Source organism: Paraburkholderia sp. J67 (genome assembly GCF_905220265.1).
Classification (GTDB): domain Bacteria; phylum Pseudomonadota; class Gammaproteobacteria; order Burkholderiales; family Burkholderiaceae; genus Paraburkholderia.
In genome coordinates, this window is sequence record NZ_CAJMZK010000012.1 from 92,465 (window position 1) to 105,472 (window position 13,008).

11 protein-coding genes are annotated in these 13,008 nt (G+C 65.2%); 1 reads left to right on the forward strand and 10 read right to left on the reverse strand.

The window, feature by feature from the left end; all coding sequences use genetic code 11:
* Positions 1 to 140 precede the first annotated feature (140 nt).
* The gene (locus U5782_RS21925; protein WP_322045985.1) at positions 141 to 2,597 is read left to right on the forward strand and encodes a glycogen/starch/alpha-glucan phosphorylase; all 2,457 of its coding nucleotides are present in this window, start codon (positions 141 to 143) and stop codon (positions 2,595 to 2,597) included.
* Between the two features lie 80 nt (positions 2,598 to 2,677).
* On the opposite strand, the gene U5782_RS21930 is transcribed toward U5782_RS21925, so the two are convergent.
* From U5782_RS21930 to phnH, 10 genes are all read right to left on the reverse strand, one after another.
* The gene (locus tag U5782_RS21930) at positions 2,678 to 3,085 is read right to left on the reverse strand and encodes a DUF6232 family protein (RefSeq protein WP_322045986.1); all 408 of its coding nucleotides are present in this window, start codon (positions 3,083 to 3,085) and stop codon (positions 2,678 to 2,680) included.
* A 190-nt stretch (positions 3,086 to 3,275) separates the two neighbouring features.
* Positions 3,276 to 4,439: a porin gene (locus U5782_RS21935; protein WP_322045987.1), complete on the reverse strand. Its 1,164-nt coding sequence runs from the start codon at positions 4,437 to 4,439 to the stop codon at positions 3,276 to 3,278.
* Positions 4,440 to 4,917: 478 nt separating this feature from the next.
* Positions 4,918 to 6,033: a succinylglutamate desuccinylase/aspartoacylase family protein gene (locus tag U5782_RS21940; protein WP_322045988.1), complete on the reverse strand. Its 1,116-nt coding sequence runs from the start codon at positions 6,031 to 6,033 to the stop codon at positions 4,918 to 4,920.
* 257 nt (positions 6,034 to 6,290) lie between these two features.
* Positions 6,291 to 7,058, reverse strand: a complete 768-nt coding sequence (locus tag U5782_RS21945; RefSeq protein ID WP_322045989.1) for an ABC transporter substrate-binding protein — start codon at positions 7,056 to 7,058, stop codon at positions 6,291 to 6,293.
* 465 nt (positions 7,059 to 7,523) lie between these two features.
* Positions 7,524 to 8,657, reverse strand: a complete 1,134-nt coding sequence (locus U5782_RS21950) for an alpha-D-ribose 1-methylphosphonate 5-triphosphate diphosphatase (RefSeq protein ID WP_322045990.1) — start codon at positions 8,655 to 8,657, stop codon at positions 7,524 to 7,526.
* A gap of 66 nt (positions 8,658 to 8,723) precedes the next feature.
* Complete coding sequence (gene phnL / locus U5782_RS21955; protein ID WP_322045991.1) at positions 8,724 to 9,518, reverse strand: phosphonate C-P lyase system protein PhnL; 795 nt, start codon at positions 9,516 to 9,518, stop codon at positions 8,724 to 8,726.
* Positions 9,519 to 9,528: 10 nt separating this feature from the next.
* Positions 9,529 to 10,299, reverse strand: a complete 771-nt coding sequence (gene phnK, locus U5782_RS21960; RefSeq protein WP_322046103.1) for a phosphonate C-P lyase system protein PhnK — start codon at positions 10,297 to 10,299, stop codon at positions 9,529 to 9,531.
* 8 nt (positions 10,300 to 10,307) lie between these two features.
* Positions 10,308 to 11,219, reverse strand: coding sequence for an alpha-D-ribose 1-methylphosphonate 5-phosphate C-P-lyase PhnJ (locus tag U5782_RS21965; RefSeq protein ID WP_322045992.1), 912 nt, complete (start codon positions 11,217 to 11,219; stop codon positions 10,308 to 10,310).
* Entirely contained in the window at positions 11,216 to 12,337 is a 1,122-nt protein-coding gene (locus U5782_RS21970; protein WP_322045993.1) for a carbon-phosphorus lyase complex subunit PhnI, read from the reverse strand. Before U5782_RS21970 ends, U5782_RS21965 begins: the two co-directional genes overlap by 4 nt.
* Positions 12,337 to 12,966: a phosphonate C-P lyase system protein PhnH gene (gene phnH, locus U5782_RS21975; RefSeq protein WP_322046104.1), complete on the reverse strand. Its 630-nt coding sequence runs from the start codon at positions 12,964 to 12,966 to the stop codon at positions 12,337 to 12,339. Before phnH ends, U5782_RS21970 begins: the two co-directional genes overlap by 1 nt.
* Between the last annotated feature and the right edge of the window lie 42 nt (positions 12,967 to 13,008).

Sequence of the window (13,008 nt, forward strand, 5' to 3'; positions counted from 1 at the left end):
CCGCGACGGTGCCCGCGCGTCGCCGCGCGTGAGTGTCCCGCCTCGCGGCACGCGACGTGCAAGCGCAGCTCCGAACGCCCGCGCGCCGCGTCCGCCATCCTGGCATCCCGCAGCGCGCTGCTTTTTTCGGGAGGCATTCGATGACAGCCGTCGGTCTTGAATTCGATCAGTTGAAAAGCAGCGCCGATGCGCTGCGCCGTTCCATCTCCAACCGCTTGATGTACGGCGTCGGCAAGGACGCTGTGACCGCGCGCCCGCAGGACTGGTTGCACGCGGCCGCGCTGGCCGTGCGCGATCGGCTGGTGGAGCGCTGGATGACCACCACGCGCCGCCAGTACGACCAGGACGTCAAACGCGTCTATTACCTGTCGATGGAATTCCTCATCGGCCGTACTTTCTCGAATGCGCTGCTGGCGCTCGGCATCTACGAACCGATGAAGGAAGCGCTGGCGGGCGTGGGCGTCGATATGGAATCGCTGATCGATCTCGAGCCCGATGCCGCGCTCGGCAACGGCGGCCTTGGGCGGCTGGCGGCCTGTTTTCTCGATTCGATGGCGACGCTCGGTATTCCGGGTTTCGGCTACGGCATCCGCTACGACTACGGCATGTTTCGCCAGCAGATCATCAATGGCGAGCAGGTCGAGGCGCCCGACTACTGGCTGCGCTCGGGCAATCCGTGGGAGTTCCCGCGGCCCGAGGTGCAGTATCCGGTGCACTTCGGCGGGCGCACGGTGCAGCGCGACGGCCAGGTGGAGTGGATCGAGACCACCCACGTCAACGCGATGGCCTACGACACCGTGATTCCCGGCTACGACACCAGCGCGACCAACACGCTGCGCCTGTGGTCCGCGCGCGCCGACGAGGAACTCGACCTCTCCGCGTTCAACCAGGGCGATTATCAGCGCGCCGTGGAAGCGAGAAATATTTCGGAGAACGTATCGCGCCTGCTCTATCCCGACGATTCGACGATGGCGGGGCGCGAGCTGCGCTTGCGCCAGGAATACTTCTTCGTTTCGGCGACGATGCAGGATCTGATCCGCCGCTATCTGCGCACGCACAGCACCTTCGGGCGTTTCTCCGACAAGGTCGCCGTGCATCTGAACGACACCCATCCGGTGCTGGCGATTCCCGAGTTGATTCGCCTGCTCGTCGATGTCCACCATATGCCGTGGGACGAGGCGATGGGCCATATCAAGCGCGTGTTCTCGTACACGAACCACACGCTGATGCCCGAAGCGCTCGAAACCTGGGACGTCGAACTATTGGCGCGCCTGCTGCCGCGCCACCTCGAAATCATCTTCGACATCAACGCGGCCTTCCTGCGCGAGGCGAGCGACAAGGGCGCGCACGATCTCGACTTTATTCGCCGTATTTCGCTCGTCGATGAATACGGGCAGCGGCGCGTGCGCATGGCCTATCTGGCGATCGTTGCGAGCCACAAGGTCAACGGCGTCTCCAAACTCCATTCGCAGTTGATGACGCGCGACATCTTCGCCGATTTCGCCCGGCTCTTTCCCGAGCGCTTCACCAATGTCACCAACGGCATCACGCCGCGCCGCTGGCTGGGCCAGGCGAGTCCGTCGCTTTCGCGTCTCGTCGACGACACCATCGGCACGCACTGGCGCACCGATCTGTTTCAACTGGACGGCTTGCGCAAATTCAGCGGCGACGCCGCCTTTGCCGCGGCTTTTCGCGAGGCCAAGCGCGAGAACAAGATCCGGCTGATTCGCCGTCTCACCGCGCGCACGGGCCTCACCTTCAATCCCGATGCGCTGTTCGATATGCAGGTCAAGCGCATCCACGAATACAAGCGGCAACTGCTCAATGTGCTGCACGTCATCACGCGCTATAACCGTATCGTGCAGGAGCCCGAACGGGACTGGGTGCCGCGCGTGGTGCTGTTCGCGGGCAAGGCGGCGTCGGCGTATCGCATGGCGAAGACCATCATCCGCCTCATCAACGACGTGGCCGAAAAGATCAATCACGATCCCGTGGTGGGCGACCGCCTGAAGGTGGTGTTTGTGCCGAACTACGGCGTGAGCGTGGCCGAGGTGGTGATTCCGGCCGCCGATCTGTCCGAGCAGATTTCGACGGCGGGTACGGAGGCGTCGGGCACCGGCAACATGAAGCTCGCGCTCAACGGCGCGCTGACGATGGGCACGCTAGACGGCGCGAACATCGAGATCTGCGATGCGGTGGGCAACGAGCACATCTTCATCTTCGGGCACACGTCCGATCAGGTCGATGCGCTGCGTTGCGCCGGTTACCGGCCGCGTCAGGTGTACGAACAGAATGCCGAGTTGCGCACCGTGCTCGACCAGATCCGCACGGGCTTCTTCTCGCCCGGCGACCCGGCGCGCTATTCGGACATCTTCCACACGCTGGTGGACTGGGGCGATCACTACCTGGTGCTGGCCGACTACGCGGCGTTCATCGAGGCGCAGGAAGCCGCGGACGAGCGCTTCGTCGATACGCCGAAGTGGACCGCGAGCGCGATCCTGAATGTGGCGGGAATGGGCACGTTCTCGTCGGATCGCGCGATTGCCGAGTACGCGCGCGACATCTGGCACACGAAGCCGATCGCCCTGGAAGGGTGACGCGCCGCGCGCGGGCGGCGGTCCTGTAGCAGGCCTTACTGCGGCTGCCGGTGCTGCGGCAGCCGGTGCTGCGGGAGTTGCTACTGCGCGGCGGGGCGCGGCGCCGGGTTATCGGCGCTGGCGGCCTTCGCGGCGCGCACGGCTTGCTCGACACGCTCGACGAAGGTGCGGTCGCTGCTCGATACCGCCTCGCGGGTTTCGCCCTTCGTCACCACCAGCAGGCGGTGTGTGACCTCCTGCCAGATCCACGCGAGCCAGCCCACCACCACCATCATCACGCCGCAGCCGAGCCCGGCGCCCGAGCCGTAGGCTCCGCCAAAGGCTGCGAGCGCCACGCCGATCAGCGAAAGGACGATGGGCACCACACGGTTGCGGTGGATCGTCACGACGCGTAGATCGTCGATGTCGCGCAGGGCGAAGATTTGTCCCGCGGCGGAGAGTGCGGTGCGCGTGACCGAAACGCCGGCTTCGTTGAAAGGGATTTCCATCGGGTCGAATGCTGCGAGGGGAAAGGGCGCAGCGTACCAGAAGCGCGCGCGAGGCGGCAGGTTGCACGACGCCGCAGGGGCGCACGCGCGAGACAGAAAGCTTGATGTACCAGTTAAAAAGGGCATCCCGAAGGATGCCCTTTGCGCATAGCCCACAGCGCCCGCAAGGCAGGCGCTGCGTTCGTCATGCTTAGAACTTGTGGCGGATACCGACGCGAACCGCGACTTGTTCCTGCGAACCCGAACCCGACGGTGCGAAGATGCTCGACGACGAATCGCCGATCTGCGCTTGAACCGGCGTGCCCTTGTACGAGCCCGACGCTTCTTCCCAGGCGACGAGGCCGTAGACGTCCGTGCGCTTGCTCAGAGCGTAGTCGACCGAACCGTTGACGTCGTTCCAGTGCGCCGTGAACAGACCCGAAGCGCGCGAGTACGTGTAGCCAACAGCCGTCGTCAGAGCCGGCGTGAAGGCGTACTTGACGCCTGCTTCGTACGCGTTGTACAGCGTCGACGAACCCGTGATCGGTTCGAAGCGCGTGTTCGTCCACAGCAGCCATGCCGTAGCCGGGCCGTAGACGTAGCGGCCGCCGAAGCCGAACGAGCGCAGGTCGCGGATCACGCTCGAGCCAGCCGTGTTGACGTTGGCGAGCGACGTCGAGAAGGTCGTCGTCGAAGCCGAAGCCGGGTACGTGATGTCCGTGTATGCGCCGCCGATGCTCAGCGGGCCGTACGCGTAGTTCGCGCCGAAGCTGAATGCGCGCGACGAAGCCGTTGCGCTCGTCGACGGTGCGCCAGCGAACGACGTCGTGTTCGAGAAGCCATACAGGCCGCCGAACGTGAAGCCCGAGAAGTTCACGCTCTGGAACTTGACGGCGTTGTTGATACGGCTCGACGTGAGCTGGTCGACGTCGTTGACGTGGTAGGCCCAGTTGCCCGAAACCGTGTTGCCGCCGGTCGAGTACGAACCGCCCAGGATGTCGGTGCTGAACGAGTATTGACGGCCGAACGTCAGCGAACCGATGTTGCTTTGCGACAGGCCGACGAAGGCTTGACGGCCGAACATCGAGCTGCCTTGACCAGCAGCGCCCGTGCCGCTGTTGAAGCCGTTTTCAAGGACGAAGATCGCCTTGAGGCCGCCGCCCAGGTCTTCCGTGCCGCGCAGGCCCCAACGGCTGCCTTGTGCAACGCCGTCACCGTACTGGAATGCCTTCGAGCTGCCCTTCGTGGCGTTCTGGACGTGGTTGATGTAGCTCACACCAGCGTCGATCAGGCCGTACAGCGTGACGCTGCTTTGTGCGTGAGCGGAGCCGGCGATCAGGCCGAGGATAGCGGTGGTCAGAATCTTCTTTTTCAACTGTTTCTCCGGATGAAAGAAAGTATGTCTCCGGCCTCGTGTGGGCCAGTTCGTGTGTCGCGCTGCAATTTAAGGGTCGCTAGCGAAAGAAATGTGACAGTAAGGATATGTCGCTGAAATGTCGCGGTTATGTGGCGTGGATGCGACAGGGGGCTTGCGAGCCGGGTCGATCGGCCGAAAGCCTTGTTGGGATTGGATTTGCTGGGAATTTTGAGGGTTTGCGAGGCGCCGGCAGCCTGTCAAATAACCTTTATAAGATTTTCTGCTTTGTAAGCTCGGCTACGCGATTTGCATGAACAGTCTGTTATTTTTCTGATACTTCGAGACCGTCAATAAACGGGGCGATATCGCCCCGAATCGTGCTGATTGCGACGTTTTTTGCAATAGTCGCAGGGCGCAACCGTGTGGCCGGGCGGCCAGAATGGACGACGCCCCGGCTCACGAATGAGCCGGGGCGTGCAAGGGGGCAAGCGAGGCGTTAAAGGGAGAGCAGCGATCCCGAGCGGATCGGCGTCGCGCCGGCAATGCGTGCGATCTCCATCCCGGCGGTCGCGAAGCGCGCGCTATGGCGCGCGTACATCACGCCGCTCACGCTCGCGCTCAGGGTGGTCACTTCGTCGGTGAGCGGGTTGACGATGTCGGCTACGGGCGTGCCCGCGTCGATCCATGAGCCGCAGTCGGCGCGGAACACGATCACGCCGCTCGCTGGCGCGACGATCGGCTCCGTGCCCGCGAGCGGCGTGGCCGGATGCGCGAGTGGCGGCAGCGGGGCGGCCGCGCCGTCGATCACGCCGCGTCCGATCAGATAGTCGACGATAGCCTGCGCGTCGTGCTCGGCGAACTCATGCGAGACGTCGCGCTGGCTGCGCAATTCGACCGTCACCGAAATCGAGCCGTGCGGAATCGGGAAGCGATCGCCAAAGCGCTCGCGCAAATCCGACCAGCAGAAGCTATGAATCTCGTCGAACGGGTTGCCGATCGAATTGAGCGCGAGCAGCGAAGCCTTGGCGTCCAGATAACGCGCGAGCGGTTCGACTTCGGGCCAGAGTTCGGGATTCGTGTAGATATGCATGGCGGCTTCCCAGTCGCAATGCAGATCCAGCACGATATCGGCGTCGTAGGACAGGCGCTGTAGCGCAAGGCGCTGCGAGTCGATTTCCGTCTTCGGTTGCTGGGCGGCGAGCGCTTCGCCCAGCGCGGCGCGGATCGTTTTCAGGTTCGCGTTGGCGTCGGCGCCCAGGCGCGCTTCGATCTGCTGCGGCACGAGCGCCGTCAGTTCGTAGAAGTTGCGGTTGAAGTTCTGCGCGGTGTTCGACTCGAAGCGGCCCACGAGATGGCCGAGAAATTGCTGGTTGAGGCCGATGGGGTTCGCCACCGGCACGACCACGACTTCGCCGCGCATGCGTCCTTCGGCCTCGATGGCGGCGAGCTTGCGGCGCAGCGCCCAGGAAACGAGCATGCCGGGCAATTCGTCCGCGTGCAGCGACGACTGCACGTAGACCTTCTGGCCGCCGGGCTTGCCGTAGTGGAAACTCGTGATCTCTCGCGCGGTGCCCAGAGCGGGCGCAATCAACGGATGGTGGTGGGTTTGCATGATGGATGCGCGCACTGCGCTTGTGGCGCAGGGTGTGCGAGGTGCGTTGTTCGGGCGTGGCCGGAGGAATGGCCCGCTGGCGGGCCGGTGTCCATGATCTTAGCCGATCCGCGCAGCGGACAGAATCGCGCCGGTCGGAAGGAACGGCGTTCGGCTCGCCCAAAACGAAAAAGCCCGGACCACGAGGGTCCGGGCTTTCGGCCTGGCGCAGCAGGCCGCGTGTGAAACGCGGCCGCGGCGCGACAGCGCCTGGAGGCTTAGCCGCCGTACACGTCGAAGTCGAAGTACTTGGCTTCGATCTTCTTGTACGTGCCGTCCTTGATCATGTCGGCGATAGCCTTGTCGATCTTGGTCTTCAGGTCGGCGTCGTCCTTGCGCAGGCCGATAGCGGCTGCACCCGTCGGGATTTCCTTGCCGGCGAACTGGAAGCCTGCGCCGCGCGGGGTCTTCAGGAAGCCGAGGTCGGCTTGCACTTCGTCTTGCAGCGCTGCGTCCAGACGGCCCGAGATCAGGTCGGCATAGACCTGGTCCTGGTTCTGGTAAGGAACGACGTTGACACCCTTGGGCGCCCAGTTGTCCTTCGCGTAGGTTTCCTGGATCGTGCCTTGCTCGACGCCCACCGACTTGCCCTTGAGCGAGTCAGCCGTCGGCTGGAAGCTGGTGCCCTTCTTGGCGACCAGACGCGTCGGCGTGTTGAACAGCTTGGCCGAGAACGCGATCTGCTCTTCGCGCTGCGGGGTGATGGTCATCGAGGAGAGCACGCCGTCGAACTTCTTCGCCTTCAGGCCCGGGATCATGCCGTCGAAGTCCTGCTCGACCCACACGCACTTTGCGTTCATGCGCTTGCAGATCTCGTTGCCGAGGTCGATGTCGAAGCCGACCAGCTTGCCATCGGGAGCTTTCGATTCGAACGGAGCGTAGCTCGCGTCGACGCCAAAGCGCACCGTGGACCAATCCTTTGCGTAAGCGGCACTAGCCGAAACGGCCAGCAGGGCAACCGACAGGGTGGCAAGCAGTTTCTTCACTCTTTGTACTCCTCTTATGGTTCATGGCGCGCCATGTGCGGTCGTGCCGCCACGGCGCATTGTTCCGACGCGGCTCGCGCCGGAGATTCGGATGACCTCGCAAGCGTTGCTGCGAGCGGCGGCGCAAAGCTTACCCGGTCAAAAATGCTGCGTCGCTAGTGTAATACCGGATGGCGAGTGAAGAAGCGCTCTAACGAACGTTCGCGCCTTTGGGGCGCAGGGCGCAAAGCCTTGTTCAGCAAGGCTTTCGGGGTGGCCAAAAGGGGCGCGGAGGAAGCCGCGGAAATGGGATTGCGATGCTCTGCCGCAACAGTTGAAGGCATGCGCCGACGCGGTCGTAGGACCGCACGCAGCGCATGAAGGGAAGTTGAAATCGAAACGATGGCGTGCCGTTGGTTTCGCTGTTGGCTACGGCACGCCTTTGACGCAATGCAGCAGTCAAGCAAGCGCTGCGATCAGCGCGTGTCAGACCACGCGTTGCCCCGCACGATACGTCGCGCGCGGCACCGGCAGCGTGTCGAGCATGGTCACGCGCACGAAGTCCGCGCGCAGGCCCGGCTCGATTGCGCCGCGATCCGTGAGACCGGCCTTGTGCGCCGGTTCCCACGACACCGTGGCGAGCGCACGCGGCAACGTCCAGTCGGCTTTGGTCACGAGATCGAACGCCGCGGTCAGCAGGCTCGACGGCACGTAGTCGGACGAGAGGATGTCGAGCAGGTCCGCCTGCGCCAGTTCGAGCGCCGACACATTGCCCGAGTGCGAGCCGCCGCGCACGACGTTGGGCGCGCCCATGATCGTGGCGATGCCGCGCTGTCTGGCTGCTTCGGCGGCGGCGCGCGTGGTCGGGAATTCCGCGAGCACGATGCCTTCGTCGGCAGCTTGCTCGACGTGTTCGACGAGCGTGTCGTCGTGGCTCGCGAGCGGGATATTGCGCGTGTGGCAACGCTCGACGATCTGGCGGCGGTGTGCGTCAGCAAAGCGCTCCTGCTCGGTTTCCATCTCGGTGAGCAGGTTTTCGGCGTGCTCGTCGGTCCACTTGCCGTGGCGCTCCTGATAGCGGCGCCACTGCGCGCGATCGTGCCACTGGCGCTGGCCCGGCGTGTGGTCCATCACCGAGGCGAGGCGCAGCAGCGGATGCGTGCTCAACGTATCGAACAGTTCGATCACGTCCTGGGTGGCGATCTCGCAGCGCAGGTGCAGGAAGTGGTCGGCGCGCAGCAGCTTGCGCTCGGAGAAGCGCGAGAGCGCGGCGGCGCTCGCGAGCTGCACGTCGCGGCCGCGCACGCCCACGGCCAGACGCGTGCCGATGGCGAGCGCGTCGAATACCGTGGTGATGCCGGCGGCGGCGATCTGCGCGTCGTGGATCACGAAGGCGGCGTCCGTGTTCCAGTGCACGCCTGGGCGTGGCGCGAGGTGTTTTTCCAGGTTGTCGGTGTGCAGCTCGACGAGGCCCGGCAACAGGAAGTCGCCTTCCCAGTCCTCGGCCTCGGGCGCAGCGGTCGAGCCGCGCGAAATGTCGCGGATCGTCTCGCCTTCGACATGCAGCGTGCCGGTGAAAACGTCGTCTCGCGTCACGATGCGAGCGTTTTTGATCAACATCGTCAGGCTCCAGAAATCAGGTCTTGAGTCAGGCTGTAAAGGGTACGTGAAGCGTATGTCAAACGTTCAGGCGGCTTCGGCGGCGCTTGCGTGCTCCGGCGCGGCAACGGGCGCGCGTAGCGCCAGCACGCGGGTGGCGACGCGCTCGCGCGTGTCCTCGTCATGGAACACGCCGACGATCGCCGCGCCGCGCTCGCGCGCTTCGACGATCAGCCCCGCGACCACTTCGCGGTTTTCCGCATCGAGCGAGGCCGTGGGTTCGTCGAGCAACAGCACGCGATGCTGCGCGATCAGGCCGCGCGCGATGTTCACGCGCTGCTGCTCGCCGCCAGAAAACGTGGCGGGCGCGAGCGGCCACAGACGCCGCGGCACGTTCAGGCGTTCGAGCAAGGCGGCCGCGCGCTGGCGCGCTTCGTCTTCCTCCACGCCGCGCGACACTAGCGGCGCGGCCACGATATCGAGCGCCGATACACGCGGAATTACGCGCAGGAACTGGCTCACATAGCCCACAACGTTGCGGCGCAGGCGCAGCACGTCGTGCGGCTCGGCGCCGGTGATTTCGAGGTGCTGTTCGGGCGCTGCATCGTCGCGAATGGCGATCGAGCCGCCGCTCGCCAGATAGTTGCCGTAGAGACAGCGCAAAAACGTGCTCTTGCCCGCGCCCGAGGGACCGACCAGCACGACACACTCGCCGCGCGCCACGTCGAGCGAGACGCCCGCAAGTGCCTCGATGCCGATGCCGCCCTGACCATGCAGCGTGAAGGTCTTGCGCACGTCTTCGGCGCGCAGCATGAGCGCGGGGCGCTCGGCGAACGCGCGCGCGGCTGGGGAAACCACGGAAACCAGGGGATTCAGAGTCATGGCGTTCATCCTAGACCGGCAGCACGGAGGCCACCAGCGTCTGCGTGTAGGGGTGTTGAGGATCGTCTAACACCTGGTCGGTCAGGCCCGATTCGACCACCGTGCCGCCTTGCATCACCATCAGCCGGTGCGCGAGCAGGCGTGCGACGCCGATGTCGTGCGTGACGATCAGCACCGAAAGATGCAGCGTGGTCGTGAGCGTGCGCAACAGGTCGAGCAGGCGCGCCTGCACGGACACGTCGAGCCCTGCCGTGGGTTCGTCCATAAAAACGAGGCGCGGACCCGTGACGAGATTGCGCGCGATCTGCAAGCGTTGCTGCATGCCGCCCGAAAACGCCGAAGGCAGCTCGTCGATGCGCGCGTCGTCCAGTTCCACGCGGCGCATCCACTGTTGTGCGTTCTCGCGAATGCGCCCGTAATGGCGCGCACCCACGGCCATCAGCGGCTCGCCGATATTGGCGCCCGCGGAGACGCCCATGCGCAGCCCGTCGCGCGGATTCTGCTGCACGAAGCCCCATTCGGTGCGGGCGAGCAGACGGCGGCGCGGCTCGGACAGCGTACGCAGATCGAGCGCTTCGCCGTTCGCGCCGGTGTAGGCGAGCGTGCCGGCATCGGCCTCGGTGCGCAGCGCGAGCGTGTTGAGCAGCGTGCTCTTGCCCGAGCCCGATTCGCCGACGATGCACAGCACCTCGCCCGGATACAGGTCGAAGCTCACGCCGTGGCAGCCGTTGCGCCCGCCGTATTGCTTCGCGAGCCCGCGTGCGCTCAAGAGCGGCTGAATGCCTGAATTCATGCTTCGACTCCTGTTGCTTCGCTATCCTGATCGATACGCCGTTCGTGGCAATAATCGCTATCCGAGCAGACGAACATGCGCTTGCCCGCATCGTCGACGATCATTTCGTCGAGGAAACTTTCGCGCGAACCGCACAGCGCGCACGCGTGTTCCCAGCGCTGGACTTCGAACGGGTGATCGTCGAAATCGAGCGATTTCACTGGCGTATAGGGCGGAATCGCGTAGATGCGACGCTCGCGGCCCGCGCCGAACAGTTGCAGCGCGGCGTTCATGTGCAGCTTCGGATTGTCGAATTTGGGAATGGGCGAGGGCGAGGTGAGATAGCGCCCGTTCACCGTCACCGGATAGTCATAGGTCGTGGCGATGCTGCCGTGCTGCACGATGTCCTCATAGAGCTTCACGCTGATGAGGCCGTAGTCGGCAAGCGCATGCAGCTTCTTGCATTCGGTCACGCGCGGCTCCAGCCGGTACAGCGGCTCGGGCATCGGCACCTGATAGACGAGGATCTGTTTGTCCGTGAGCGGCGTTTCCGGAATACGGTGACGCGTCTGCACGATGGTCGCTTCGCTCGTGCGGCGCGTGGTGGCCACGCCGGTCGTACGCGCGAAGAAGCGGCGGATATTGACGGCATTGGTCGTGTCGTCCGAACCCTGGTCGATCACCTTGAGCGTGTCCTGCGCGCCGATGATGGCCGCCGTCACCTGAATGCCGCCCGTGCCCCAGCCATACGGCAGCGGCATTTCGCGCGAGGCGAACGGCACCTGGTAGCCGGGCACCGCCACCGCCTTGAGCAGCGCGCGGCGGATCATGCGCTTGGTCTGCTCGTCGAGATAGGCGAAGTTGTAGCCGTCGGCGGCCTGCGTTTCGTGCGAGGCGAGCGACGTGTCGAAAGTATCGGGCGCGTTCATGCGGCCTCTCCGGTTTGCAATGCGTCGCTGGCAGGCGCGTCGTGCTGCGCGCGCAGGCGGCGCACGAGTTCGAGTTCGGCCTGGAAATCGACGTAATGCGGCAGTTTCAGATGCTGCACGAAGCCCGACGCTTCCACGTTGTCGCTATGCGAAAGCATGAATTCGATGTCCTGAGTAGGCGAGGCGAGCGGCTCGCCCAGTTCCTCGGCGCGCAGTGCGCGATCGACCAGCGCCATCGCCATCGCTTTGCGCTCGGCGTGGCCGAAGGCGAGGCCGTAGCCCTGCGTGAAGGCGGGCGGCATGTCCTTGCTGCCCGCGAACTGGTTGATCATCTGGCATTCGGTCAGGTCGATCTCGCCGATCTCGACGGCCTCGCCGAGTTCGTCCAGCACCATTTCCACGGCGACCGTGCCGAAGCGGATCTCACCCGCGAACGGATGCGAGTGCGCGTAGCCGCGCTGCGTGGCGTAGCCCATCGCCAGCAGGAAACCTTCGTCGCCGCGCGCGAGATTTTGCAGACGCACGCTGCGATCGGCGGGGAACGACAGCGGTTCGCGCGAGAGGTCGCCGGGTTCCGCGCCTTCACCCGAAGCCGTTTCCTGTTCGATCAGGCCTTCCTGGTTCAGCAGCGTGACGACGCGCGGCATCGGCTCGACTTCGTGCGATGCGGGGTGTTGCGCAATTGCTTCGGTGTCCGTTGCATCGTCGCCTTCGGCTAGCAAGGCGAAATCCAGCAGGCGCTGCGTGTAATCGTAAGTCGCGCCCAGCACCTGGCCACCGGGCACGTCCTTGAAGGTCGCGGAAATGCGGCGTTCGACGTGCATGTGCTCGGTTTCCACCGGCACCGTGTAACCGAAACGCGGCAGCGTGGTGCGATAGGCGCGCAGCAGAAAGATCGCTTCGACGAGATCGCCGGCGGCCTGCTTGATGGCGAGCGCGGCGAGTTCTTCGTCGTAGACCGAGCCTTCGGCCATCACGCGCGCCACGGCGAGGCGCATCTGTTCGCGGATCTGCGCGACGGACAGCTCGGGCACGCTCGTGTCGCCACGGCGGGCCTTGTCGAGCAGACGCCACGACGCTTCGATCGCGCGCTCTCCTCCTTTGACGGCGACGTACATCAGTTCATCTCCACGCGAGTCGTGCGCGGCAGGCCCACGATCTGGGCGCCACACACGAAATAGAAGTCGATGCCGCACGGAAAGAGCGGCGCGAGCGCTGCGCGTTCCTGCCAGAAACGCGCGGGCAGGCCGGTGGGCGCGAAGGTTTGTGTCGTCTCGATGCCGGGGCCGCTCAACGTGAGCGGCGCGCCGTCGGTGAGCGAGTCGACGCGCACGAACACCGTGGCCGACTGCTCCGGCGATTCGGCCGAGCCGTTGGCGAAGGCGTCGAGCGGCGGCAGCGTGGCGGTAGCGTGCACGTAGGCGAAGGCGGCGTCGCGCGGGGCGGCGGCGAGCGGCGCATCGGCGTGAAAGCGCAGCGCGGCGGCCAGCGCGGCGTCGGGCTGCGCGAGCCAGATGGGCGTGGCGTAGTCGGCCAGCGCGAGCAGCGCGGCGAAGGCCGCCAGACCGGCGCGCGGCGTGCCGTCGGTAGCGGGTCGGGTGGCAACTTCGGCGGCGGGCAGCGGGGTCTCGATGGTGTCGATCGTGCCGGGGCGCGAGAGCGCGTTCAGCAGGATGCGGAACACGGCTTGCGTGTCATGCACCGGATCGGCGAAACCGGGCGCGAGCGCGTCGAGCGTCAGATGCATCGGCGTTTGCTCGCAGGGCGCCCTGGCGATATCGGCAGTCAT